Origin of the sequence: Maridesulfovibrio sp. (assembly GCF_963666665.1) — a bacterium.
GTDB lineage: Bacteria > Desulfobacterota > Desulfovibrionia > Desulfovibrionales > Desulfovibrionaceae > Maridesulfovibrio.
In genome coordinates, this window is sequence record NZ_OY762999.1 from 3,580,213 (window position 1) to 3,605,340 (window position 25,128).

Here is a 25,128-nt window from a genome sequence, read left to right on the forward strand (position 1 = left end):
GCTTTAATAATTGAATAAATGGGTAGATAACAAAGCGTATGGTTTATGATTTTTTCGTAAACAGAATTTTGAAAGGGATTTGGTGTCAGTTCAAATGGGGGGCGGTCAGCTTAACTGATCCGGTCTTCTATTTATTTCTTTCTTTCGGTTTTGTAGGCCTATACGTTCCTGAGCCGGATCTTCAACTTTCTTTGAATCTGTTGTTCTTGAAAGCTTTATTTGAGGAGTTTTTTTTCAGGTTTTTGCTGCAGGAAGGAATTGATCGCCTGTTAAAGTATCAATGGAGATTGGGGCCGCTTAGTCTTGCTAACTTTCTGGCATCGTTGACTTTTGCGTGTGTACACTTGATTCATCAGCCTCCCCATTGGGCTTTACTGACTTTTTTTCCGTCACTTGTCTTCGGCTATATATGGCAGAGATATAGGAGTTTGGTTTCCGCGACTCTTATCCACTTTGCCTACAATGCATTTTTGTTTTATCAGTTTATGTAATCTTGGATGGAGCTGAGAAAACTTGACTGGCTTTTGCAAGTGTAGGATGTTTGCTGGAATAGAACTTTATAATTGTTAGAATTTAAGGATTGTCGGCTGGATAGCAGAGAATCCTATACAGATAAAAAATGATTCTTACCGGATAACCGGCGGAGCTTATGGCGTTGAATATGCTGAATAAATTATGTAAATTTGTTGTGGGACTTGTTTTGTCAATGGTTCTTATGGTTTCTGCCGCTACGGCACAGCCAGAAGGAGGCGAAGGAGTCCATGCCAACCTTGAAAGTATCTCTCTGGTAGAATTTATTAAATTTGTCGGTCGCTACACCGGTAGAAATATTGTTTTTCAGAAGGGAGCCTTGCCCGGTTCCCATATCAGCATTTATGCTGGACAGTCTCTCACTGAACCTGAACTGATGGCTGTTTTTCAGGAAGTTTTGAGTGGGGCTGGGTTTCATGCGGTTACCAGGGATAACGTGACCTATGTTTTGCCCATGCGTGATGCAAAGCTTATTTCTCCAGACATCAAGGCTTCACCCTCAGAGGGAAATGGTGAAGAGATAATCACTTCTGTTTTTCAGCTGGAAGGAAAAATGGATCCGGCTAAGGTTCAAACTGTTCTGACGCAGGTGGCTTCTCGTATCGGGCAGGTAACACCTGTTCCTATGGCTGATGCCGTTATGGTCCGGGATTTACAGAGCAATGTTAATAAAATGAAAAAACTGCTTGGTATTTTGAAAAGGGCGGGCGCTGAGCAGGAGTTGGCTTTAATTGAGTTGGATAAGTCCAGTGCTAAAACTGTGGCTACTAAACTGACTTCTTTTTATAAAAAATTATCGACAGCCGGTAAAACCGGAACTCCCCCGGTCATAGAATCTTTGGACTGGGCTAATAGTTTACTTGTTTCAGGAAGCAACGATCAGATTAAAACCATTAAAAGACTTATTTCCAAGCTTGATAAGGGCAGCGACGCCTATTCGAAGATGAAAATTTACAGACTCCACAATATTGAAGCTGTTGTGGCCGGTGATGTTTTGAAAAGCCTTGTTACTGGGGGAGGTATTCCCGCTTCCAGTAAATCTGAGGGCAGTAATTCTCAATCTGATACCAGTGATTCATCCAAGTCTACTAAGTCCTCTACTTCATCTTCCAGTGGGTCTGACGACATTCAAGTCTCTGCAGATGAAACAACAAATACTTTGATCGTAATGGCTAGTGCGGATCAATTGCCGCAGATTGATAACTTTGTTGAGCAGTTGGATCAGGCTCAGGATCAGGTTTATATTGAAGCCCTTGTTCTTGAAACCACCTTGGATCATGCCAAGGAATTCGGAGTTGAATGGCAGGGTGGCATTGACCTGGGTGGCAGTGTCGCCACTTTGGGGTATACTAAAACAAAAGATAGTAACCTTTCCACCTATGCTGCCAACCCTTCCAGTGTCCCAGGTGGCTATTCCATGGGGGTGCTGGGTGATACTATTTCTTATGCAGGTAAGAGTTTTCCCACTATCGGGGCCTTGGTAAACTTTACCAAGTCGGCCACAGATTTTAACCTCATATCCGCTCCCCAGATCATGACTCTGGACAATGCTGAAGCTGAGATCTTTGTCGGTCAGAACAGACCGTATAAAACCGGTCAGAGTACAACCAGCGGTGATGCTGTTGTTTCTACCTACGAATATAAAGATGTTGGTATCAAGCTTAAGATTACCCCGAGGATCAATCGTGAAGACGGGCTGGTCAAGCTCAAGGTATTCCAAACTTACAATACTGTTTCTGAAGCCAGTACGACAGAACTTCCGATTACTAACGATCGTAAGACCGATACTACAGTGCTTCTGGCTGATGGTTCGACAATGGTTATCGGTGGCTTGATCAGAGCTGACCATACCCGCACTGAAGCAGGTGTTCCCTATCTTTCAGATTTGCCTTTGTTGGGTTGGCTTTTCAAGACAACCAGCAACAGTGGCACCAAGAATACTCTGATGGTTTTTCTTTCAGCACGTATTATTCAGACAACCGAAGGGCTTGAAGCCTTAAGTAAAGCCAAGATGGACAAGTACAGAAATCAACGTAATCGAGTTAGTAATTTCATTGATGAAGAATTTAATACCATCGGAAGTGATTCTAAAAAAAGCGGCGATGCAACTTCTTCCCTGTCAGACGGCTTATAGGGCGTATCCTTGAGTAATATATATGATCTCAATTTAGTTCCACGTGAAGTTGTGGATATCTTTTTGACCTTTCCTCAGCGGAATGAGTTTATACCTGTTGAAGTCCGGGATAAGCAAATAAAGGTGCTCCTTCAGAATGAAGCATCTCTGCCTATGGCAGATTTTTTGGCCTGGAAGTTGGGTAAGAATATTGTTTCAGAGATTGTGTCTGAAGAAGAATTTTTCCCACTGCTCGAGCAGGCACTGACTGTCTGGGAAGAAGAGAGTGCCATTGAATCTGACTCTGATGATGCTGGCGGTGAAGATGGTCAGGATCTGTTGGGATGGTCGCATGATGATGCTCCTATTGTCCGGTTGGTGAACAAGACCTTGCATCAGGCTATTTCTACCGGAGCCAGTGATATTCATTTCGAAGGACAGGGTAACGGTTTTGTCGTCCGCTATCGGCAGGATGGTGTGTTGAAAGCAGTAAAACGTCTTGATAAAGGACTACAGCCTACGGTCATCGCCCGTATCAAAGTTATGGGTGAGATGGATGTTGCTGAAAGTCGCAAGCCTCAGGATGGCCGTATTTTTCTTAAGCTCGGACAGAAAGAAGTTGATGTCCGTGTTTCTACTATTCCTACCATGAGCGGTGAAAAAGCAGTTTTGCGTGTTTTGGACCGTTCTAAAAATATCCTTAATCTCGAAGAGTTAGGTCTTAAAGGACCTGACCTTGAACTTTTTCGGAAGGTTCTCGCCCAGCCCCATGGTATCGTACTTGTTACCGGTCCTACCGGTTCCGGTAAAACTACCAGTCTCTATGCAGGATTAAGTGAACTCCCTCGTGATGATAAGAACATTGTCACCGTTGAAGATCCTGTTGAATACCAGCTTTCAGGGGTCAATCAGGTTCAGGTCAACAAGGCTGCCGGCATGACTTTTGCCACCACTATCCGTTCCTTCCTCAGGCAGGATCCAGATATTATCCTTGTCGGTGAAATACGAGATCAGGAAACTGCAAGTACAGCGGTTCAGGCTTCACTTACCGGTCACCTTGTTCTTTCCACTCTGCATACTAACGATGCTGCAACAGCAGTCACCAGGATGCTTGATATGGGTATAGAACCTTTTCTGCTGGCATCTTCACTCTCTCTTGTGCTTGGACAGCGTTTGGTTCGCGTTAATTGTAAGCATTGCTCTAGAACTGTTGAGGTCTCCGAGAATACCCAGAAGCTATTTGAGGAAATTGAAGCTTTGCCTTCTATACAGACAGCTGGAGCAGGTTGTGAGCATTGCAATTTCACAGGTTTCAATGGAAGACGCGGTGTTTATGAGCTTATTCCTGTCACGGAAGATATGCGCGGTCTGATTATGGAAGTTGCCTCTTCAGACCAGATAAAGGCTTACGCTAAGGAAATGGGCCGTGAAACTATGGTCGACCATGGTATCCGACTTGTCAGAGAGGGGGTGACGACCCTTGAAGAAGTTGTCAGGGTTACCAAGCTTTAGGTCGGCTGGCTTCTATTACTGCCGAATTAAATTTTACAGGACATAAATATGAATACGCGTGAGTATTTCCGTAAGCCGGAATGGTTCTCTAATTGGAAGATTTTTCTCCTTTTTGCTTTGATTTGTTTTAGTATCGCTTTTGGTTTGCGGGCCATTGAGCTGCCAAAGTGGGACAATCCTGCATACATGGTCAATGGCGAATATATCATGGGTACTCATGATGCTTATTCGTGGATGGCTGGGGCCAAAGGGGTTGGCTCTGCTGCCAATAATCCTATGTCGGGAATGTTGCGTGTATTGAATACTGTAACTGGAATTCAAATCGGGAACATTGCTTTTTGGCTGCCGGCTGTTTTTTCGGGTTTCTGCGCAATAGCAGCTTTTGGCTGGGGAATGCTCCTCGGAGGTAGATGGGTCGGTCTTTTAGGGGCAGTATATGCTACTTCAATACCTGCCTACTATTTGAGAACGCGGCTTTCATATTATGATACTGATATTATAACTCTTTTTTTTCCGCTCTTGATTTCATTGCTTATCGTCTGTTGGATTAAGCAAGGGATTCGGAAAAGATGGATTCCTTTAGCTGGCGAAGAAAAGGAATTTGTTCCTACTCTGCTCGACTATTTTTTTCCGGTGGTCGCTGGAGCGCTTGGAACATGGGGTAAGTTTTGGCATTCCGATGTTCAAACATTTAGTGTCTTCACACTCTTCGTTTCAGTTTTCTTGGTTTTGCTGTGTGCAAAAAGGAAGAATCAGGGAATTTTGTTGAATGGAATAGTATTATTCTCTTTGGCAGCATTTTTAGGGTATACGGGGGTTTTGCTGTCAGTGGTGATGGCCTTTGTCTTCTATCAAATAAGTACGACAGATAATAAAAAGTATATAAGCAATTTATGGATTAATCTTGCTGCGATCGTTGCGATATTTGCATTAAGTGGTATTTGGGCTTTTATTTTCAGTTTTATTTCAAGTAAAGTTGTAGCCTATCTTAAGCCTGCAGCAGATAACGCTGGTGCCATTCAGGGGCCAATTTATCCTGGTATCGCCCAAAGTGTCATTGAGGCTCAGAACGTACCTTTACAAACTATCATTGATACGGCCACAGGCAGTGAGGTTCTTTGGTGGTTTGCTACGATAGCTGGCCTATTCCTTTTTCTTTTACGTCCTGAAGCAATTTATCTTTTCCCTTTTTATCTTCTTATGTTTGCTGCTGTAAAAATCGGCGGCCGTTTCACAATGTTCTCCGGAGCCCCCCTTGGTCTTGCCATGGGGTATGTCTCTTGTCTGATTATCGATAAGATTAATCTGAAATCTAGCCATGAGCTTGTGAAAGCCTGTGTTTGTGTCCTTTTTGCTGGAACCTTGGTGTGGCATGTGACTCCCCTTTATAACGGTGTTCCCGTCACGCCTATCATGGGTAAGTATCATGCTCAGGCTTTAATCAAGACAGGGCCAATTATGCCGGAAGACGCTACGGTCTGGACCTGGTGGGATTGGGGGTATGCAACAAAATACTATACCGGCAAGCATTCATTTGCTGATGGCGGGAATCATGCAGGCAATGTGCTGCTACCGTTAGCTCTTGCATATACTACTTCCTCGCCTTTTCAGGCAAATCAGCTGATGAAATATTCTGCTTTAAATGGCAATAATCCCAGTCTTGTCTGGAAGGATAAATCTGCTTTGGAGGTGTATGGGTTTCTTAAGTCTTTAGGAACCCATAAGTACGAATTAGCTAAAGCTCCTAAACAGTATATTGTTGCCAGCTGGGAAAATATAAGATTGGCATACTGGATCCTGTACTATGGGTCGTGGAATATAGTTAATGGAAGTGGGGTTCATCCCGAGGTGCTGACAATAAATAATGCTTTTGACATTGACTATGTTAAGGGTGTGGTAACTGTTAAAAATCAGCGTCCACTTAAGGTCTCAGCATATAATATTCTTGATTATCAAGGGATGAAGGCTCAAGGCTATCCTGGAAATATTGGCCCAGCCTTATTGTATAACCATCCTGTCAGTCAGGGGTTTTTCGTAGATTCGTTTGCTTACCAGAGTATGCTTATTCGGTTGCTGCTTACAGACCCAAAAGATCCCGCGATCGCCGGTAATTTTAAGCTGGTTTATGAAGGATTCCCAAATGTACGCATCTACGAAGTTTTGTAATTAAAATAAAAAAGTGGTTGAGTTCTTGGCTTTCAACGTGTATATTCTTTCACAATAATGTGGCAAATTGCGGAAAACACAGGGTTTTTTGCTTCCTTGCCATTTAACAGTTTATTTTAAGGAGATTTTTTCAAATGAAAAAAATTACAGTTCTCTTTACAGTATTGATGATGCTGGCTGCTTCCAGCGCATGGGCTGTAGACGGAATCTTTCCTGCTAGCCTGAACGGCTCCAACGCAAGATTCTTTACAGGATTCAACGTCAACGCAAGTATCTCTGCTATCGGCGGCGACTCCCACAACTCTACTTTCGTAACCTTCAACACCACACACGTGCAGGCATACACCGTCAAAGGTGGTGACGCTAAGATTGACGGTAACGCATCCCTTTGGGGTGAATTTGGCGTAAACAACGACACTGATGGTACTATTGCAGCTTACACTCAGAGTAACACCACCGATGGTAACACCACTCAGATCAACTACAACGTTGCCTACCAGAGCATCAACGGTCTGACTCAGATTGGTCAGGTTAACGGTTCTTCCTCAACTTCTACCAAAGCTGAATTCCTTCCCAATCCTTACTACTTCGCCACCACTCCGTCCAACGGCTTGATGGCAGGTATCAGCAACTCCACTTGGGGTACTGGTACTCAGACAGCAAACGACGATATCGTTGGTGCTAACTTCGCACTCGGTTTCGTAAACGGTTCCTTTGAAGGTACTAACGTGTTCTCTTCTGACAACACTTGGGACCTCTACGCAGTTGGTGTTGAGTTTGGCACTAACAGACCTTACTACATGGTAGGTCAGGTTAAACTTAACTCAGCTCCCGGTACTGACAACGCTCAGGTTAAGTACGCTAAGTACGATTCTGCCGGTACTCTGACCGACCAGACTTCTTCCTGGATCACTTACAACGCTACTACCGATAACAACAACCTCGAGATGTCCCTTAAGTACAAAGGTTATCTTGACCTGGTTGAGAATGCTACTATCAACTACGATCGTAACCTGATCTCTGGTTACGCTGTAGAGCCTTCCTACAAGCATTTTGTTATCATGATCAAGAATGGTGTTGGCATCTCCACTGGCGACCTCAATAACCGTGGTTTCAAAACTGTTTACGCAGGTCTCGGTATTGATAAAGCTGCTGGTAACGCAACCATGGGTATCATGGATATGCAGTTTGACAACTCCATGGCTATCACTGGTAACTCCGTTTCCGCTACCGGTCTTGTTTTCAAACAGCGCACTGACAGCCTGAACGGCTACACCGTTGCTGTTGCAGATACTCCTGATACCAACCACTTCAAACTGACTCAGTCCAACATGACTCTGACTTCCGCTGCTTCTGCTCTTGCTGGTAACTTCTATGGCAAGCAGTCCGCTGACAAGTCTTACGCTGTTGGTATCTACCAGAGCGCTTGGGATAGTGAAAAGGCATCTTACAACATCGCTGTAATGATCCCCAACTCTGCTGTAGTTGCTAACATTCAGGGTGCTAACGCTGCATACCAGAACAACGCAACTATCGCTGCTTGGACTAACATCGCACGTAACAACACCGATTACACTGGCCAGGCTCTTAGAACTGCATTCACCAGCGTGCCTTCTAACTTCATTCCCCTGACCGGCGCTATTGGTTTCAACGCTACTTGGAATGGTATGGGCGCTCAGAAAGGTGACATCTACTACACCTTCCAGGCTCCTTTCTCCGGCGTGGGTAACAGAATTGACACTCTTGCTCTGTACAAGATCTTCCCCACCGTTGATAAGACTGTAAGAACCTTCAACTACGCTTCCGAGCCTACCATGAGCACTGACGGTGCATGGTGGATTTCTACCGCAGTTGGTGATGGTTACCTTGCTTCTGATTCTTACCTGGTTCCCGCAACTGATTACTACATCAACTACGTAATCAAAGATAACGGTGACTACGACTACCGTTCTCAGACTCGTGAATTCGGTGACCCCATCGTTCTGGGTGTTATGGATTCCAGCTCCAGCTCTTCCGGTTGTGTATTCAACCCCGCAGCTGGCTTCGGTCTGGAATGGCTGCTCCTTATGCTTGCTCCTCTGGTTGCTGTTGTACGTAGCCGTTTCAAGAAGTAAGTATTAGTTCTTTAGATCTAAAGATCTAAATAGCGAAATATTGGGAGCCGACTCAAAGAGTTGGCTCCCTTTTTTATTTACGACTGTATTTTTGCTGAATTTAAAACGTATGACTGCTGCGAAGTTTGGAGTATTAATTAAAGTTGCTCATCTTAAATTTCTGATTTATGGACTTTTGAAAAGTTTACCGAATTCCTGCCTTCGAAGGCAAGGTTGACATTTACAAGCAATTGTATTGTTCGAATTTATGTCACTTGGTAAGTCTCTTTTGTATATAAATACTTACTGAAATGATATTTTACAGATCAACCAAATTAAACAAAGATCTAATTTAAATTTGAAAATAAGGAAATACAAATGAAAACAGCAGTTATCGGTACTGGCGCAATGGGTCAGCATCACGTTAGGCTTTATTCAGATATCAATAATTCTGAACTTGTAGGAGTGGTTGACCATGATACCGCTCAGACTGATCGTCTCTGTGCTCTTTACGGAGGCCGTGCATATACTGACTACAGAGAAATGATTGAAAAAGAAAAGCCTGAGGCTGTAACAATCGCTCTTCCTACTTCTTTTCACCATCAGGCAACCATGGATTGTCTTGATGCCGGTATTCACGTTATGGTCGAGAAACCGATCGCAAAGACTGTAGAACAGGCTAGAGAGATGATTGCTAAGGCCAAGGAAGTCGGCTGTGTTCTGAAAGTAGGACACATCGAACGTTTTAACCCTGCTGTGACTCAGCTAAAACAGAGACTTGCTGATGGTCAACTGGGACGCATTTTTACTATCCATTCAAGACGCCAGTCTCCTTATCCAGGACGTATCACAGATGTAGGTGTGGCAAGTGATCTCGCCACCCACGAACTTGATATGATGCGCTATATTGCTCAGGCAGAAGTTCACTCTATGACAGCCGAGATTTCAAGAGTTATGAATACTGCTAACGAAGATATCGTATTCGGTCTTTTGAGGTTTGATAATGAGATTCTTGGTATCCTTGATGTAAACTGGGTTACCCCGACCAAAATTCGTGAAATTTCAGTCACTGGTGAAAACGGTATGTTTACCGTTGATTATCTGAACCAGAACCTGACTTTTAACTCTAACTATGCAGCTGAGCAGAATGAGAACCAAAGTGATTGGTTCAAGGCTAAATTCGGAGTTGCAGAAGGTGATTTTACTCGATTCCGTGTTGAAAAGAGAGAGCCTCTGCGCGTTGAAATTGAGTCTTTCATAAAATGTTGTGAAGATAACTCAACTCCGCTTGTTACTGGCGAAGATGGTCTCGAATCACTGCGACTTGCTCTTGAAATTGTCGAAGGCAAGCATGGTTGCAGGTGTGCAAAGATCTAAGAAATTCTTACATAAGTAAGTCAAAATATCAGTCTTGTGGACACCCTTCAAGGCATTGGGAATTTTGCCACGGGTGACCATGAGACTAATTTGTATATAGCTGTTTGAACTTTTTACAAATGTGCAGGATTTAATCATGCGTCATGACATTGAGAGCCTTTATTCTTTAGGTGGTAAGCATGTAGTTATAACTGGTGCTTCTTCAGGGATTGGAAGATCTTGTGCCGTCATGTGTGCCAATCTTGGGGCAACACTTACTCTTTTTGGCCGGAATAGATATGAGCTGGAAGTAACAGCATCTAGCCTTGCAGGTGAGGGGCATCTTTGTTTTGACCACAGCAATGAAGAGGTGGAAAAGCTCGAAGAGGCTGTGAAAGCTGCCGTTGAGAGTTCAGGTCGTATTGACGGATTTATCCATTCCGCTGGAATCAGTAAACTGCTAGCTTTTCGCATGAGCGATGCCGATTTTTTCAAAGAGAATTTTGAAGTAAACGCATTGTATGGGTTTGAAGCTGCGAGAGTCATTTCAAAGAAAAAGTATATCAATAAGGCAAGTGCGAGCTTTGTTTTTATTTCATCTGTAGTTAGTCATTGCGGAGTCCGTGGTCAGGTCGCTTATGCAGCTTCAAAGGGCGCGGTTCATTCCGGTGCAAAGTCCCTTGCCATGGAACTTGCTCCGAATAAAATAAGGGTTAATACCATTTCTCCGGGCATGGTTAAGGATACACCTATGACTCAGGAAATGCTTAAAGCTATGCCTGAGGCTTGGATTACTGAAAATGAGGCCGCTTATCCTCTTGGCATGCTTTCAGCCGATGATATTTCTTCGGGGTGTGCTTTTCTGCTTTCCGATGCAGCATCTAAAATTACGGGAACAGATTTGGTCATTGATGGCGGTATGAGTGCTCAGTAGGCATACTTGATTAATACAAGAGAGGCAGCATGTCTGATATTTATGCAGCAAAACTGACTGTGGACGATATTTCTGAAGACGATGAGTTTAATTTCAGCGCATGTATAACTGAGCAGTTGGTGGATTTTTTCGCAGAGTATAGCGGAGATTTTTCTCCATTGCATATGAGTTCTGAGTTCGCGCAAGAAAGGGGATTTGAGGGCAGGGTAGCCCATGGCGGTATTTTCATGCTCTTTTTTTCTAGAGCGGTAGGTATGCTGATTCCCGGAGAAAATGCTCTTTTGCAATCTGTCAAGTTAAGTTTTCTGTCTCCAGTGTATCCTCCTGCAGATATAAATTTTAATATTGTAGTAACGACTGTTTCTGCTGCAACTAAAACGATTGTTTTGAAAGGCACGGCGCAGGACTCCGAGAGCAATATTTATTGCAGGGCTTTGATTCAGGTTGGTTTTACCTCAAAGTTATCTAAAAGTTGATTTTGTCTTTGATGCATAAGTGTTGCTGTTCATGATTTAAATATATGGTCCATTGGAGTCATTATGTCTCTTTTTTGCACGGTAGTTGATCAGGTTAGGGAAAAAAGTCCCTTTCAGAGCAAGGCTCTCAAATTTCTTGATGAGCAGGACGACCAATATTGGGAAAGGGCTGAAACATTTCTTTCTGCCTTGCAGAATGCATTGCGCAAAGAAAACAAGGATATTGGGCACGCTGTTGATTCGTACCTGTCTGTCTGTGACGATATCCGAATGGAGACAATCAATTTTATAAGGACAGGCTCATACAGCTCATACAGCTCTGCCGAGGCTTTTAAAAATGTATACAGCCAAGATCAAAAGATGGCCGGTTATATCTATGGGTTGGCTTTGTCTCAGTTTCTTTGGCCAAACCATTATGAGATGTTTTCCTTTTATCTCAAGCAATGTGATAAAATTAAAAATTCAATATCCAGATACTTGGAGATCGGTCCAGGGCATGGTTTGTATTTAGCGCACAGTATTGAGAAAATGCCCAATGCAGATATTACTGCAGTTGATATAAGCCCTGCCTCAATTAAAATTACTCGCGATGTCTTAGACTCATTTTACGGTGATCAGGCAAAGTATAGGCTTGAGTGTAAAGATGTTCATGAAATGGCAGATAGTTCCTATGATTTTATTGTTATGGGCGAAGTGCTTGAGCATGTAGATGATCCAAGTCATATTTTAAAAAAATTGCATTCAGTACTAATTGATGACGGCTATTTGTTTGTGACTACCTGTGCCAACTGTCCGGCAATTGATCATGTGTATCTTTATGATGGAGTTGCCGCTATCAGGGATCAGCTTGAGAGCTGCGGTTTTCGCATTGTGGATGATTTGGCTCTTGCTTTGAGCGACAGGCCTGAAGAAGAGTGGAAGTCCAGAAAAGAACTGGTCAATTACGCGGCTTTACTTACTAAATAGCTTACTGTTTTTACTTACGCGTACACGGGCGTGAATTCTTGCTTTGCAGATGAAATTTTACTATATCTGCATCGTCTATAAGGTTAATTAGTTCGCCCTATGAGGGCTGTTTTGTCGCATCTTTTGAAGATGAAGCGCGGGAGTGAAAATGGGATCTATTGATTTTAAGGAATCTTTTAAAATCATTAAAAACGCTGTTAGTGCAGATGATTTTAATCTGGCACATGCAGAGATGAAGAAAATTGCTGACCAGAAGCTCAGTTTTGTGCAGATAAATCGCCTGACCAAATTGGGCAACTCGTTATACTCTGCAAATCAAGAACTCCCGAAGATCAAGATTGCGTTGGTTTCGACTTCCACAATTGATTTTTTCACTGACCATTTAAAATTTCAGCTCGGTTTGAATGGCTTTAATTCCGAGATTTATCTTGCGGAATTCAATACCGTACAGCAGACCCTGCTTAATCCAGAAGATGAGCTTTATAAGTTCAATCCTGATATCGTTTGGATTTTTTCCAATTATAAAGATGCGTTTTTCTATGATAGCGTTTGCAGTGACAAAGCTTGTGCTGTCGGTAGGGTTGAAAATGCTGTTGCAAGGTATTCAGACCTTTGGGCGGCAATCAAGGCAAATTCCAGCGCTTATATCATCCAGAACAACGCTGATACCCCGCTTCCGAGAACTTTCGGAAACTACGAAGGTTGTGTTGAGTGGTCGGATCAGAATTTTCTCCGGGCTTTCAACGTCGCACTTGCTGAGGCATTGCAAGATGGTATGACTCTTTTTGATTTAGACTATCTCTCTTCATATTTTGGCAAGCGAGAATGGTTTGACGAAAGGTTGTGGTATCATTCAAAGTTTCCTTTTTCTTTCGAACTGTTGCCCCATGTTGCCGATAAAGGCGCAAAGTTGATTGCCAGCCTTAGGGGTGCTGCGAAGAAGTGTGTTGTGCTGGATTTGGACAATACCTTGTGGGGCGGAGTTATCGGTGACGATGGAGTTTCCGGAATCCGCCTGGGTATGGGCAATGAAGGTGAAGCTTATGTTGATTTTCAGAAGTACATTCTTTCCCTTAAAGAGCGGGGAATAATACTGGCTGTTTGTAGTAAAAACGAAGAGACTGCCGCTAAGCTTCCGTTTGAGAAACACCCTGATATGCAGCTGAAGTTGAATGATATTGCAGTATTTGTTGCCAATTGGGAGAATAAGGCCAGCAATATTGAGGCAATTGCAGATGTCTTGAACATCGGTCTTGATTCAATGGTATTTGTTGACGACAACCCCGCGGAGCGGGAAATCGTTCGCCAGCGCATTCCTGAAGTTACTGTGCCTGAATTGCCTGAAGACCCCTCCCTGTATATCCGGACTCTGGACGAAATGTCTTTGTTTGAAACAACCTTGTTTTCCAATGAAGATGTCAACAGAGCCAATCAGTATAAAGCAAATGCTCAGTTGAAAACTATTGAGAAAACCTCTCCTTCCAATGTGGATGATTTTTTGAAGTCATTGGAGATGCAAGCTGTCTCAAGTGATTTCGATAAATTTACTATCCCTCGAATTTCACAGCTCGTGAATAAGAGTAACCAGTTTCACCTGACGACAACCCGCTATTCAGAGCCGGAAGTTACCTCAATGTCCGAGAGCGATGATTATGTCTGCCGTTGCTTTAAGATGAGGGATAAGTTCAGCGATAATGGTTTGATCTCTTTCTACATACTTAAGAAAGACGGGGAGAAATCATTTATTGTTGACACTTTTGTTATGAGTTGTAGAGTGCTTTCGCGGGGAATGGAGCAGTTTGTTTTTAATGACATGCTTGAGACTTGTAAGAAGTTTTCCCGTCCCAATATTATAGGCTGTTACAGGCCCACACGGAAAAATATAATCGTCAAGGATCTGTATCCTAAATTGGGATTTGAATTGTTAAGTGATTCAGATGAGGAAGTTCGCTTCAATCTTGATGCTGAAGCTGCAAAGCCATTTGATACTTTTATTCAAAGTGTAGCTGAATATTAAAAACGGAGTTTTTTTTAAAATGACTGAACAAGAAATTTATCAGAAAATTAATGATATCTTCCAGCAGGTTTTCGATGATGACGAGATCACTGTTACCCCCGAAACTGTTGCTGATGACATCGATGAGTGGGATTCTCTGATGCACATTACCCTGCTTGTTTCCATTGAGAAGGAATTTGCATTTAAATGGAAATCTTCTGAAATTGAGAAGCTGGCCAACGTAGGCGAGATGGTCGGCATTATCATGGAAAAGATTGAAGCTTAACGGGGGTCCGAGTTTTGCAATTTTTGTCACTTGGGTTTCTCTGTTTTATTACTGTTTTTATTCTGCTGTTCCATGCTTCAAAGAGTAATTATTACAGACAACTTCTGTGGACATCTGCAAACATCTTGTTTTTAGCCAGTTTTTTTGATTCATTCGAAAGCATTGTCCCCTGGACAATGCTTTTTGCTGGTGGTTTTTTTGTCCAAAGATGCATATCAGGAAAGTCCTATTCTCTGTATTTATTTGCCATCGCAGCGATATTGACTTTTTTCTGTTATGTTAAGAAATACGTTTTTGTCAGCTTTATTCCAGCCCTTCCTTTTGTCTATGCTGCCGTGGGGCTTTCTTATGTTGTTCTGCGCATACTGCATCTTTGTATGGAAAGGTATTATGGAACAATAGAGCGGCCACTTCCCCTTAGTTCGTATTTTAACTACACGACCAATTTTACCGCGCTTGTCTCCGGACCGATTCAATATTATTCCGATTTCGAGCGTGATTTTAGTGACCTAGGCAATTACAGGTTGGATGATGAGGAACTTCGGGACACATTCAATCGTTTATTTGTAGGGTTTATCAAGGTCTACGGCATTGCCCCCATACTTTATGACAGTGTATCAAGGTATCTTAACCTGAATTCATTGATGGGTGTGCATGGGTACAATTTTATTGTTTTTGTGGCTATTTTTTCGGTTACCTCTTTTGTCTATATCGTATACCTTTATCTTAATTTTTCTGGGTATATGGATATTGTCTGCGCATTTGCCAGACTTTGCGGCATCCGCATGCCGGAAAACTTTAATAAGCCATTTAAGGCCACTAATTTTATCGACTTCTGGACCAGATGGCACATAACCCTAGGACTGTGGCTTAAAAGGTATATTTTTAACCCCCTGCTGCATTTTCTGATCTCACGATACGGTTCTCCTAGCACCACCATTCTGATGGGGATTCTGGCCTATTTCATAACATTTGTAGTTCTTGGGCTGTGGCATGGCTCCACGATTATCTTTGTCTACTGTGGTTTATATCTCGGTCTGGGAGTCAGCATCAATAAGCTTTATCAGGATTTGTCCCGCAAAAAACTGGGTAAAAAGCGTGTTAAAAAGTTAAAGGCCAATCAGTTTTATGTTGCTTTGTGTCGCGGGTTGACTATTGCCAGTTTTACTTTGACCGGATTTTTCCTCTGGGTACCCAGCAGTGCTACTCCTCTGATTTTCGGTAAGTTCTTTATGCTTGCATTTGCGGCTTCGTTTGTGTTGATCGCAGTGGGCTTTTCTTTCTATGCTCTCGCTGAGGATATTTGCATGCGTGTGGCTGGTAAGTTGATGTTGAATGAACGCTGTTCCATGTCTGTTCTCAAGCATTTGGGCTCCGGGGTATTGTTTTTCTTTTTCGTATATTCAGTGATCAGCCAGTGTAACAATGCTCCGACTTTTGTTTATGAGGCATTTTAATATGTTCAGGGTGTTGCGTGCATTTCTTATCAGTGCCTTTTTCGGTGCGGGTATTTATCTTTTTTTATTCTGCCTGTCGTATTTCATCTATCCGACCAGTTCATATCTTGATGTTAGCAGTCACTCCATGTTCGGAAACTCAAGGGCCAATCTCTGCTGGGGGCGTGCTCCTCTTTCCCAGCCGGGAAAGTATATTGTGCTGATCGGTTCTTCAAGTGCCCGCGACGGTTTTCGGCCGGCAATGATGACGAAGGATGATGGGATTATTGTTCACAGCCTTTGCCTGGGCGGCTCAAATATATCCGCAATGTCTCGGACATATGATCTTGCTAAAGAAGCAATGGATGCTCAGTCTTTGGATAATTCTATTATTGCCACGGCTGTTGTTTACCCCAACTTTGCCGAAGATAAAATGGCATGGGGTGAAGGGTTAACTCATGTTGATAATGAGCTAGTGCGTTTCGGCTTTTATGAGATTGTAAACGACGTTGCTATTTCAAAATATTCCGCTTCGACTCGTAAATTGCTTATAACTATGCTGCGCCCTTTTTTCATGATCAGTACCGGGATTGATACATTCAAATCTCACGTTTCTACCTTGATGCAGACGGTCTATTTTAAAATCAAGGGCATGAAATTAAAGCCGGGCCTAATCAACGAGAAGTATCAGAAAGCCGCCATGGAGTATTGGACCAAAATTATTGGGCGTGATGGTGGTGATCTAGCAGAAGAACAGTTTGAGAAGCTTTACGGGATTGCAAACAAGGCGTCTGCAGATGGGGCGCAATTTGTGCTGGTTGATTTACCCCTGCCTAAATGGCATAGCGAAAAATCACCTTTCTGGGTTGATTATCAGGAAAGAAAGAAGAAGTGGATAAATCTGATTCTTTCACTGCCCGGAACTAGCTATTTGAATATGCAGGATCTGACCGACAAGGCTGACTACGTTGATTCAGCCCACCCGACCCCGGAAGCTGCAAAGAAATGGGGTGCACGTCTCAGATCATTCATCGATCAGAATTGTATTGGGAAATAGGGTTCTAAGAACGAATCGTCTGTTTTCTAGAGAACGGGCCAATTCAAGTTGGAAAAATGATTTGAGGGGTGTTTAAAGCTTGTTGAGCATGTTTTGAACTGCAGGCTCAAGTATGGTTGTGCTCACGTAGTTGCCGTATTCGCTGAAGTGCCAGTCGCATTCAAGGTAAAGCTTTCTGGGATCTTCAACAGAGTTAGCCATTTCCGGCAATAAATCCACATATCCGACATTAAGCTGTTTGGCGAGCTTGTTGAGCTTTTCAGACAAGGGCGGAGTGGCGTCTTTGTATGCCTGAAAGTCGTTGTAGCTCGGGATAGTGAACAGAAGTACCGGCTTGCCGTCTGCGGCAGCTGCGAGTTTTTCAATACTGAATTTCAGGCCGTCCCATTGTCTCTGGGTAAAATCATAGTAAAATGACTGCGTGAAGTCCGAAGCTGCTGTCTGAGGAACTGCATTTTTTTGCTTTAAGAGATGGTAAAAATTGCGTGCGGCAACATATGTGTAGCTGAATTCTCGCAGGAAACCATATAAAAATTCCTTGTTCGGATCGCGTTCCTTGCTGCCGAGCTGCTCCTGGGTATATTCAATGGTAAAATTGGGATATTCCCCGGAAAGATATGGACGTCTGCAGGGACGGCTGTAGCTGGAGCTGAGATTGTCCGTAAGGTCATTCTGCGGCAGTATACCAATCAGAACGGCATTATGGTCAAACTTAGTCACCATGGATTTGTAGAGCAGATATTCCTGAAGAGTTCCTATCCCTGCTACTGAGAAATTGAGAAATTCAATTCCAAGATTGTTTTCCAGGAGATCTGAAACCCGTTTTGAGGCGGGAATATAGAAACCTTCCATATAGGAGTCGCCGAGAACAGCCACTCTGGTTGAGTTTGAAGAGAGGCTTCTTTCCTTGTCGCGCATGCCAAAGGAGTTGGCTGAATTCAGCACTTCCGAGCACGTTTTTTTGTGTACATACTTTGAGTTGGGCTTGTGCCATACACCGATTTCATGGTTTATATCCTGCCAGAAGGCCCCCTTTACATTGTCCCATGAATATGAAGGCAATTGGGTTCTCGGTGAGAGGATATGAATGTAGGCATAGCTTGCCAATTCAAGGCAAACTGCCATGATCAAAGTAAAAATGAACAGGTACTTAAGCGCCTTAAAGAAAGATTTCATCGGCCGTCTCGTATTAAGTTAACTTGTCTTGGTAGCAGTGAGATTAATCAAGTTCAAACTGATTCAACCATTCGCGGTCATCATCCCATTTAGGCTGCTCTGTTTTGCAGAAAAGAATGTCGCCGACGACAAGATAGTCCATCTCTGTGCGCATGAAGCATGTGTATGCATCTTCAGGTGTACAGACAATTGGCTCTCCGCGAACATTGAAGCTGGTGTTAACAACCAGGTCACAGCCGTGATTCTTACCGAAAGTATCGATAAGTCCCCAGTAGCGGGGGTTGGTGCTTTTGCTGACTGACTGGATACGCGCAGAATAGTCCACGTGGGTGATTGCCGGGATGGTGGAACGCTGCACGTAAAGACGGTCGTACATTTCCATCTGGTCATAGCCCTCGGGCAGAGGGTGCTGTGTCTGTTTAGCTACAGGAGCAACAATCAGCATGTATGGAGAGGGACGGTCCAGCTGAAACCAGCTGTCAATTTTTTCTTCTTTGACCGAGGGAGCAAAAGGCCGGAACCCTTCGCGGTATTTAATCTTGAGATTGAGCTTTTTCTGCATCTCAGGATTGCGTGGATCGCCTAGGATGGAACGTCCGCCCAGAGCGCGCGGACCGTATTCCATGCGTCCTTGAAACCAGCCCACGACATTTCCTTCAGCAAGAAGATCAGCAACGTGGGCATACATCTCTTCGGAAGAATCAAATTCTTTGAAGGGTGCATTGTACTTGCGCGCAGTTCGCAGGGTGTCGTTGCGGGAAAATTCAGGGCCAAGATATGCACCTTTCATTGCGTCTGTGGTGTGCGTAGTGCGTTCGTGCCCTTTCCATATGTGGTGGGCCGCCAAAGCTGCTCCAAGAGCTCCGCCTGCGTCACCGGCAGCGGGCTGAATCCAGATGTTGTCAAAAGTGGCCTTTCTGAGCAGTTTACCGTTTGCAACACAGTTCAGTGCAACCCCGCCGGCCATTACCAGATTCTTGCATCCAGTAAGCTCACGAGCTGTTTCTGCAAGTTTGAACACGAGTTCTTCAGTGACTTGCTGAATAGTGTAAGCAAGATCCATGTATTCCTGACGAATATCTGATTCAGGCTCTCTGGCCGGGATTTCGAATAGTTTTTCCCATGGTGCCTTTTTGAACATGGTCATGCCGGTGGCATAGTTGAAGTAATCCATGTTCAGCAGCAGGGAACCGTCTTCACGGACATCGATCAGTTGATCGTAAATCTTTTCTTTCCACTTCTGAATACGCTTTGCAGAAGGGTTGCCGTAAGGAGCTAGCCCCATGAGTTTGTATTCACCGGAGTTGACCCGGAAGCCGCAGAAAGCTGTAAATGCGGAGTAAAGCAGCCCGACCGAGTGAGGAAAGTGAAGTTCTTTAAGAACAGTGATGTCCTTTCCTTTTCCTTTGCAGATGGTGGTGGTTGCCCATTCACCGACACCGTCAACGGTCAGGATTGCGGCATCTTCAAAAGGCGAGGGATAAAAAGCGCTGGCGGCATGGGAAAGGTGGTGCTCCGGGAAAAGAATCTGCGGAGTTCCTTTACCAATTTTAGCCAATTCATCTTTAAGCATTCTCCTCATAAACAGCTTTTCCTTGATCCAGACCGGAATGGAGGAAAGGAAGCTCTGAACGCCGCTGGGAGCGAAACCGTTGTAGGTTTCAAGCAAACGCTCAAATTTGAGATAGGGCTTATCATAGAAAGAAATAGCTGTGATGTCTTTCAGGGTAAGTCCTGCTTCAGCGAGAACGTATTTAGCTGCGTTTACCGGAAAAGCAGAGTCGTGCTTGATTCTGGTAAAACGCTCTTCCTGTGCTGCCGCGACGATTTCTCCATCCATGATCAGTACCGCAGCAGAGTCATGGTAGAAAGCTGATATTCCGAGTATTGCTTCAGGCATAATTAATTAGAAGATAGTGTAAATAAAAGGTGAAATAGCTGTGCCGCTGGTCAGGACAATCAATATACCGAAAAAGAGAAGTACGATTATAACAGGAAGCAGCCAGAATTTTTTACGCACGCTAAGGAAGCCCCAGAGGTCTTTTAAGAAATCCATTTATATCTCCTAAAAAGGCTGCTCAAGTTCAGCAGCAGAATATTTGTGGTTACGTTCAACAAAAACTGATTCAGAACCTTTTTTCCATTTGCGGGATGCCATTGGATCATGTCTGAAGAGTCTTCTGAATAACGCAAGCGGGGTTACCACTAGAAAAAAAGTAGCAGTAAGTATGATCTTGGACATCACGGTTCCTAGAAGATTTGAAAAACCAAGCCATAAAAATGCGATTGGTTTATAAATCTTGGGAACTGTCATGGTTATCAGCAGTAATACAACTGCCCCCTGAAAATAAATTCTATCAGAAATGATCAGACCGGCAATCAGCGCGATGAGGGTCATAGCCATGCCGGTATCGGATGCTTCCTTGGTGGAAATTTTAGCAGGGAAGAAACCGTTTGTGTTTTGGTTGTTATTACTCATTATTTGTGAGGGTAATTTGTTTTAACATGGCGGTTGAATCGAATTCACTTATGTTTATTAAGATAGTTCGCAGCCGGAATGTGTTAAAAAAAAGAATGTATAAGGAGTCTAAAATAATATCAAGGATATTGAGGGCGGCCTCAGTTCCTTTAACATTCTTCAATTGCGCGAATTGTTCTTTCGATATTGGTAGCCAATACAAGCTGTTCCGGCTTCATCTTAATGTTGAATTCAGCTTCAACGTCAAGAATGAACTGGACATGTTTCATCGAATCCCAGCCCTGCACCTCTGTGTAGGGAGTAGTTATTGTATGGTCGCTGCCTACGGTTCCATATTTTTTAAGAATGTCCATGATCTTTTTTTCCATGATATTCACCTTTATTTTTCCGGAACGTTGCCTTTGGGAACTAGGTGTCCGGATTCATTTTTGAAAAACATGTTTAAGACAATTGGTCTTGCAATTTGGTTTAGCAGAAATGTTTTAGCGTATTTCCGTTTAAAAGGAGCCTGGTCTGACTGGTAAATAGAAGGCAGATCAGTGTGCTGTTTGGGGCAATCGTAAACATAGACAGAAATACCGTTGAGGACTGATTGCTTCAGCATTCCCCTTTCCATGAGCAGGGAGCGGAAATCATCTGTTTTATAATACCCTGTATATTTGACAAAAGGGTTGTCCGCATAAAAAAGATGATTTTCGGTGTTGCCGTCTATTTTCATCCTGTTGATTATGGGACGTGATATTTTGCCTGTTATTGAGAACTTATCTTCAATAAAGTGCTGTGCCGTGGATGAATGGTTCAGCCCGATAATTATTTCTTTCCCTTTTCCATATTTATATAGGTGTGAAAAAGGAGATTGTAGTGAATACGTATGCGGGTTTAGGTGGTGTTCTGCAGTGATTTCCTTACTTCTTTTGCCGTATACCGAAACTGAATGAGTGGGATGGGCACTTCGCGTCGTCCCATCCATTCTTCTGAAAATCTCATTGCAGAGGCCGACAGTTGTCGGGGTACTTTTCGGGTCGAAAACCTTGTCCAGAGCAAGATACATAAGCGGGCTGCGGTCAAATGAGTACGAAAGACTCATTATATGCCCACCTCCGGCATCTACATAGTCGAAGCTTTTTTTGTAGAAATCTATCAGTCCCTCACTCAGGTATGGGATAGCCTGAGATGAAAGCCTGAGCAGAATGTTATCAGACGGCTGAACACCCATGGATTCGATACATTCGGCAAATTCCGCAAAAGAGAATGGAGCCGTGGGGTCGAATAGGCCTGAAAACCTTTCTGCTTTATTGTTAAGCCTGACCTCTTCTTTTTTTAAGCGGTAGGCGCGATATTTTTTGTATACTGACAATAGCATCTTATTCAAATTCCAGTTTGCTGGTATAGCTACGCATTCCAACAACATCCAGAGTGGATTTTCCTGCGGCTACTTCCTTGAACCAGCCTTCTTCCCGCTCAAGAATATTTTTGCAGAGCGGGAGTATCTCTTCCGCAAGGTTTGCGGGAATAACGACAATGCCGTCCAAATCACCACGTACAATATCTCCGGGAGAGATAACCACGCCACCAAATGCGATGGGGTAATTAATACGTCCGAACGGCTCTTTGGTGGGGCCTCCGGGACAAACTCCTTTTGCAAAAATTGCAACTTCGGAGTCTTGAATCTCTTCAGCATCACGCACAAGGCCGTCAATGATTACAGCCGCCGCTCCAGTTGCTTTTGCCCGGAGAGTCTGCAAACCGCCCCAGCATGATCTTGTCTGCACGCTCTTGCCATTGATGGCCAGAACATCGCCTTCTTTGAGCAGGTCAAGGGCGATGTGGTTCATCAGGTTGCTTCCTTCTGCTTCCTCTGCAGTTACTGCCGGTCCGCAAAATGAAGATTTTTTGGATATTGGTTTAATTGAATTTTCAACCGATCCGAGTCTGTTAAGGGCATCGGAGATAATTGTTGTCGGAATTTTTGAAAATTCATCAATGAGCTTTTTTTTAGGCCTTATAATATTCTTTCTGACTCGGCAACCTAAGGAATATTTCTTTTCTTTTTGTTTCATTTCAATGAAACGGGTCGGAGTGGAGTCATTAAGTTTCATGTTTACGACTTCTTTCAAAACATTTTTCTTTATCTTTCCGCTGGAACTCATGGGGAAAGTGTCTATCTGGAAGAAAAATGAAGGAATCTTGGAAGAAGATAAATTCTCTGAGCAAAGTGCGGATAATTCTGCTTCAACATCTTTAAGCTGGGCTCCCTGTTCTAAGGAGACAACGGCAACTATTTCTTCGCCGTTAATCCTGTGCGGGATACCGACAACCGCGCATTTAGTAACTTTTTCATGTTGTTGTATGATGTTTTCGATTGCCAGAGGGCTGATGTTAAGTCCAGACCTGATGATCAGATCTTTCTTACGCCCGGTGATAAACAGTTCCCCGTTTTTGACATAGCCAAGATCGCCTGTTCTGAAGAAGGAGTCATAGGATTTTTCTTCTTTGTAGTTAATGTACTCAACCATTCTGTACGGGGTGCTGACCAGTATTTCGCCGCCGTTGCGATCCCCGAGGTCTGATTCGATGGAAATTTCAATTCCATTAAGTGTCTTTCCTACACCATTTTTTCCTGCTTCACCGGGAAGTTGGGTGGTGATAAAAAGGGTTTCGGAAAGACCATAGTTCTGGACAAGTTCCACGGAGTACTTGCGTTCAAATGATTCCTTGACAGTTTCAAGCAGCGGAGCTGTGCCTGCAAGGGTGAGGATGATATTCTCTTTGGCGTAAGCGGCACCTGCCTCAGCCCTGTCAAATTCAAGGATGATGGATATGATGGAAGGAACAAGCCAGAGGGTGTTGACCTTGTTCTTAATAACCGGGGTCCAGAAATCCATGGCTGCGGCAGCATCAAATGGAGCTGTTACTACAACTGAAGACCCGGCTACAAAAGGAAGCAGGAGCAGGTTGTAATATCCGCCAAGGTAAGACATGGCCAAGTTGTTATAGAATCTGTTTTCGCCATTAATGCCGACAGATTTGCAAAAAAGATCCGCATTGTTGATCAGGTTTCTGATGCGGTGAACTACCCCCTTAGGGGTCCCTGTTGTTCCGGAAGTGAAAATAATGGTCAGGATGTCATCCTCACTAACATCATCAAGCCAACTAAGTTCCTTTTCAGAAAAGTTGTCTGCATTCATCTGCAGGAGCTCTTTGAAAAGTATATGCCTTTCAATCGGTGCTGAAAGGGATGCTACTTTATCATTTGTACTTGCATCATAGATAAATTCGGAGATTTTGCCCTCAGCGAGGATGGTGTCAATTTCTTTGGCTGTCAGGGTCTGGTTAATGGGAACAGTAGTGATGCCCTTGTATAAACAGGCAAAGAGCAGCACAGCATGTTCTATTGAGTTGGGGAGCATTACTGCAACAGGACAGCCCTTTTGCAGTCCGGATTTTTCAAGGGCGGCAGCTAACGATATGGCCCGCTTATGAATATCCCCATAAGTGAATTCTTCACCGGAAGAAACATCAATCAGGAAAGTCTTATCTGAGTTTTTTTTAATAATATTTTTAATTTTGGAAATGGCGTTCATGCTCCGACTCTCCTTTAAATAGTAATTTGTCCGTCGAGGATAATATTTTTACCGTCCACTGTAACAGTGGGGTTAGTTACGATCATATCAATGTGGGTTGGTGCGGCATTGGTTCCGCCGATTGTCGAGTTTGAACCGAATCCAAAATGGACTGTTCCCCGGCATCCTTCATCAACAAGCATTATTCCGCAAATTTCAGCTTCAGGATTTAGTCCAATGCCCAGTTCTCCAAGTATTCTGGATTTGGCATTGCCTTTTGTCGCAAGGAGATTTTCCAGAATCTCAGCTTGTTCTCCCTTAATGTCAACAATTGCACCGTCGGTTACGGTCAGGGTGATCGGTGATTTCAGTACTCCAAGTTCATCACATGGGATACTGGCATCAACAACGATGACTCCACGGGATTCGTGTTCAATAGGTGCAATATTTGTTTCTGCGTCCGGAGGGGAAGCCAGTTCTCCTTTCGCTAATGCTGTTCCGGGGCAGGCAGTTGCAGCCCTGCCTTTGAGGCTGCAGGTGAAATCTGTGCCCAACGGGGTTTTGATCGATACATAGGAGCCTTGGTCTAAAGCATCCGCAATTTTTTGGGATTCGTTAGCCAGACTGCCGAAGTCAAAGCAAAGGGATTTATGTTCCAGAAGTTCCAGAGAATAGTCTGGAAGGCTTAAGTAGCGGCCACCCTGTTGAGAGAAATTAAATCTTGCCTGGGTGTGGGCAAGGGATTTCTTTGTCAGTCCGAAGACAACATCGTTTTCCAGCATCAAGGCCGCTGCTTCTGGAGAAGGTTCTTGTCCATGAACCTCCAGTGCGTCAATACAGATGCATTGAGCTTGCGCGGTTTTTGATGCTTCTGCGGAAATCAGTTGACCTACTTTTTTTGTAGAAGGATCGGTAATTAAAAGTAGCCGTTCACCTTCTTTGATCCCGGCACAGGTCTGGAGTAAAGTTTGTATTGCATTCATATTTT

Annotated in this window: 21 protein-coding genes; 13 read left to right on the forward strand and 8 right to left on the reverse strand. The window is 43.6% G+C overall.

The window, feature by feature from the left end; all coding sequences use genetic code 11:
- The first annotated feature begins 38 nt into the window (after positions 1 to 38).
- The 13 genes from mrtJ (at position 39) to ACKU40_RS16525 (ending at position 16,922) form a co-directional block, all read left to right on the forward strand.
- Positions 39 to 491: a JDVT-CTERM system glutamic-type intramembrane protease MrtJ gene (gene mrtJ, locus ACKU40_RS16465; RefSeq protein ID WP_320173873.1), complete on the forward strand. Its 453-nt coding sequence runs from the start codon at positions 39 to 41 to the stop codon at positions 489 to 491.
- A gap of 158 nt (positions 492 to 649) precedes the next feature.
- A complete protein-coding gene (gene gspD / locus ACKU40_RS16470) occupies positions 650 to 2,665 on the forward strand; it encodes a type II secretion system secretin GspD (RefSeq protein ID WP_320173874.1) in 2,016 nt (671 codons plus the stop codon).
- A 9-nt stretch (positions 2,666 to 2,674) separates the two neighbouring features.
- On the forward strand, positions 2,675 to 4,156 hold the full coding sequence (locus tag ACKU40_RS16475) for a GspE/PulE family protein (RefSeq protein ID WP_320173875.1): 1,482 nt from the start codon (positions 2,675 to 2,677) through the stop codon (positions 4,154 to 4,156).
- Positions 4,157 to 4,204: 48 nt separating this feature from the next.
- Complete coding sequence (locus ACKU40_RS16480; protein ID WP_320173876.1) at positions 4,205 to 6,322, forward strand: STT3 domain-containing protein; 2,118 nt, start codon at positions 4,205 to 4,207, stop codon at positions 6,320 to 6,322.
- Between the two features lie 134 nt (positions 6,323 to 6,456).
- Positions 6,457 to 8,436 (forward strand): hypothetical protein, encoded by a 1,980-nt coding sequence (locus ACKU40_RS16485; protein ID WP_320173877.1) that lies wholly within the window; start codon positions 6,457 to 6,459, stop codon positions 8,434 to 8,436.
- 357 nt (positions 8,437 to 8,793) lie between these two features.
- Positions 8,794 to 9,792, forward strand: a complete 999-nt coding sequence (locus ACKU40_RS16490) for a Gfo/Idh/MocA family oxidoreductase (protein ID WP_320173878.1) — start codon at positions 8,794 to 8,796, stop codon at positions 9,790 to 9,792.
- Between the two features lie 136 nt (positions 9,793 to 9,928).
- Positions 9,929 to 10,705, forward strand: a complete 777-nt coding sequence (locus ACKU40_RS16495) for an SDR family oxidoreductase (RefSeq protein WP_320173879.1) — start codon at positions 9,929 to 9,931, stop codon at positions 10,703 to 10,705.
- A gap of 29 nt (positions 10,706 to 10,734) precedes the next feature.
- The gene (locus ACKU40_RS16500; RefSeq protein WP_320173880.1) at positions 10,735 to 11,181 is read left to right on the forward strand and encodes a MaoC/PaaZ C-terminal domain-containing protein; all 447 of its coding nucleotides are present in this window, start codon (positions 10,735 to 10,737) and stop codon (positions 11,179 to 11,181) included.
- Between the two features lie 270 nt (positions 11,182 to 11,451).
- Positions 11,452 to 12,147 (forward strand): class I SAM-dependent methyltransferase, encoded by a 696-nt coding sequence (locus ACKU40_RS16505; RefSeq protein WP_320173881.1) that lies wholly within the window; start codon positions 11,452 to 11,454, stop codon positions 12,145 to 12,147.
- A gap of 148 nt (positions 12,148 to 12,295) precedes the next feature.
- The gene (locus tag ACKU40_RS16510) at positions 12,296 to 14,164 is read left to right on the forward strand and encodes an HAD-IIIC family phosphatase (RefSeq protein WP_320173882.1); all 1,869 of its coding nucleotides are present in this window, start codon (positions 12,296 to 12,298) and stop codon (positions 14,162 to 14,164) included.
- Positions 14,165 to 14,183: 19 nt separating this feature from the next.
- The gene (locus ACKU40_RS16515) at positions 14,184 to 14,429 is read left to right on the forward strand and encodes an acyl carrier protein (RefSeq protein ID WP_320173883.1); all 246 of its coding nucleotides are present in this window, start codon (positions 14,184 to 14,186) and stop codon (positions 14,427 to 14,429) included.
- A 260-nt stretch (positions 14,430 to 14,689) separates the two neighbouring features.
- The gene (locus ACKU40_RS16520; protein WP_320173884.1) at positions 14,690 to 15,886 is read left to right on the forward strand and encodes an MBOAT family O-acyltransferase; all 1,197 of its coding nucleotides are present in this window, start codon (positions 14,690 to 14,692) and stop codon (positions 15,884 to 15,886) included.
- Position 15,887: 1 nt separating this feature from the next.
- Positions 15,888 to 16,922: a hypothetical protein gene (locus ACKU40_RS16525; RefSeq protein WP_320173885.1), complete on the forward strand. Its 1,035-nt coding sequence runs from the start codon at positions 15,888 to 15,890 to the stop codon at positions 16,920 to 16,922.
- Between the two features lie 72 nt (positions 16,923 to 16,994).
- Here ACKU40_RS16525 and ACKU40_RS16530 read toward each other — a convergent pair whose 3' ends face one another.
- From ACKU40_RS16530 to ACKU40_RS16565, 8 genes are all read right to left on the reverse strand, one after another.
- Complete coding sequence (locus ACKU40_RS16530; RefSeq protein ID WP_320173886.1) at positions 16,995 to 18,098, reverse strand: SGNH/GDSL hydrolase family protein; 1,104 nt, start codon at positions 18,096 to 18,098, stop codon at positions 16,995 to 16,997.
- Positions 18,099 to 18,141: 43 nt separating this feature from the next.
- A complete protein-coding gene (locus tag ACKU40_RS16535; protein WP_320173887.1) occupies positions 18,142 to 19,998 on the reverse strand; it encodes a carbamoyltransferase in 1,857 nt (618 codons plus the stop codon).
- A gap of 6 nt (positions 19,999 to 20,004) precedes the next feature.
- A complete protein-coding gene (locus ACKU40_RS16540) occupies positions 20,005 to 20,154 on the reverse strand; it encodes a DUF5989 family protein (RefSeq protein ID WP_320173888.1) in 150 nt (49 codons plus the stop codon).
- A gap of 9 nt (positions 20,155 to 20,163) precedes the next feature.
- Positions 20,164 to 20,577, reverse strand: a complete 414-nt coding sequence (locus ACKU40_RS16545) for an SxtJ family membrane protein (RefSeq protein WP_320173889.1) — start codon at positions 20,575 to 20,577, stop codon at positions 20,164 to 20,166.
- A gap of 149 nt (positions 20,578 to 20,726) precedes the next feature.
- On the reverse strand, positions 20,727 to 20,945 hold the full coding sequence (locus ACKU40_RS16550) for an acyl carrier protein (protein WP_320173890.1): 219 nt from the start codon (positions 20,943 to 20,945) through the stop codon (positions 20,727 to 20,729).
- Between the two features lie 11 nt (positions 20,946 to 20,956).
- Positions 20,957 to 21,940 (reverse strand): AAC(3) family N-acetyltransferase, encoded by a 984-nt coding sequence (locus tag ACKU40_RS16555; RefSeq protein WP_320173891.1) that lies wholly within the window; start codon positions 21,938 to 21,940, stop codon positions 20,957 to 20,959.
- Between the two features lies 1 nt (position 21,941).
- Positions 21,942 to 24,161: an AMP-binding protein gene (locus tag ACKU40_RS16560; protein WP_320173892.1), complete on the reverse strand. Its 2,220-nt coding sequence runs from the start codon at positions 24,159 to 24,161 to the stop codon at positions 21,942 to 21,944.
- Positions 24,162 to 24,175: 14 nt separating this feature from the next.
- Positions 24,176 to 25,123 carry an aminopeptidase gene (locus ACKU40_RS16565; RefSeq protein WP_320173893.1) on the reverse strand — a complete coding sequence of 316 codons (948 nt, stop codon included), beginning with the start codon at positions 25,121 to 25,123 and terminating at the stop codon, positions 24,176 to 24,178.
- Between the last annotated feature and the right edge of the window lie 5 nt (positions 25,124 to 25,128).

What these genes read in the sequence shown, in the direction of transcription:
- mrtJ (WP_320173873.1), top strand. Translation starts at nt 39, where the DNA reads ATGGTTTATGATTTTTTCGTAAACAGAATTTTGAAAGGGATTTGGTGT.
- gspD (WP_320173874.1), top strand. Translation starts at nt 650, where the DNA reads ATGGCGTTGAATATGCTGAATAAATTATGTAAATTTGTTGTGGGACTT.
- ACKU40_RS16480 (WP_320173876.1), top strand. Translation starts at nt 4,205, where the DNA reads ATGAATACGCGTGAGTATTTCCGTAAGCCGGAATGGTTCTCTAATTGG.
- ACKU40_RS16485 (WP_320173877.1), top strand. Translation starts at nt 6,457, where the DNA reads ATGAAAAAAATTACAGTTCTCTTTACAGTATTGATGATGCTGGCTGCT.
- ACKU40_RS16490 (WP_320173878.1), top strand. Translation starts at nt 8,794, where the DNA reads ATGAAAACAGCAGTTATCGGTACTGGCGCAATGGGTCAGCATCACGTT.
- ACKU40_RS16495 (WP_320173879.1), top strand. Translation starts at nt 9,929, where the DNA reads ATGCGTCATGACATTGAGAGCCTTTATTCTTTAGGTGGTAAGCATGTA.
- ACKU40_RS16500 (WP_320173880.1), top strand. Translation starts at nt 10,735, where the DNA reads ATGTCTGATATTTATGCAGCAAAACTGACTGTGGACGATATTTCTGAA.
- ACKU40_RS16505 (WP_320173881.1), top strand. Translation starts at nt 11,452, where the DNA reads ATGGAGACAATCAATTTTATAAGGACAGGCTCATACAGCTCATACAGC.
- ACKU40_RS16510 (WP_320173882.1), top strand. Translation starts at nt 12,296, where the DNA reads ATGGGATCTATTGATTTTAAGGAATCTTTTAAAATCATTAAAAACGCT.
- ACKU40_RS16515 (WP_320173883.1), top strand. Translation starts at nt 14,184, where the DNA reads ATGACTGAACAAGAAATTTATCAGAAAATTAATGATATCTTCCAGCAG.
- ACKU40_RS16525 (WP_320173885.1), top strand. Translation starts at nt 15,888, where the DNA reads ATGTTCAGGGTGTTGCGTGCATTTCTTATCAGTGCCTTTTTCGGTGCG.
- ACKU40_RS16530 (WP_320173886.1), bottom strand. Translation starts at nt 18,098, where the DNA reads ATGAAATCTTTCTTTAAGGCGCTTAAGTACCTGTTCATTTTTACTTTG.
- ACKU40_RS16535 (WP_320173887.1), bottom strand. Translation starts at nt 19,998, where the DNA reads ATGCCTGAAGCAATACTCGGAATATCAGCTTTCTACCATGACTCTGCT.
- ACKU40_RS16540 (WP_320173888.1), bottom strand. Translation starts at nt 20,154, where the DNA reads ATGGATTTCTTAAAAGACCTCTGGGGCTTCCTTAGCGTGCGTAAAAAA.
- ACKU40_RS16545 (WP_320173889.1), bottom strand. Translation starts at nt 20,577, where the DNA reads ATGAGTAATAACAACCAAAACACAAACGGTTTCTTCCCTGCTAAAATT.
- ACKU40_RS16550 (WP_320173890.1), bottom strand. Translation starts at nt 20,945, where the DNA reads ATGGAAAAAAAGATCATGGACATTCTTAAAAAATATGGAACCGTAGGC.
- ACKU40_RS16555 (WP_320173891.1), bottom strand. Translation starts at nt 21,940, where the DNA reads ATGCTATTGTCAGTATACAAAAAATATCGCGCCTACCGCTTAAAAAAA.
- ACKU40_RS16560 (WP_320173892.1), bottom strand. Translation starts at nt 24,161, where the DNA reads ATGAACGCCATTTCCAAAATTAAAAATATTATTAAAAAAAACTCAGAT.
- ACKU40_RS16565 (WP_320173893.1), bottom strand. Translation starts at nt 25,123, where the DNA reads ATGAATGCAATACAAACTTTACTCCAGACCTGTGCCGGGATCAAAGAA.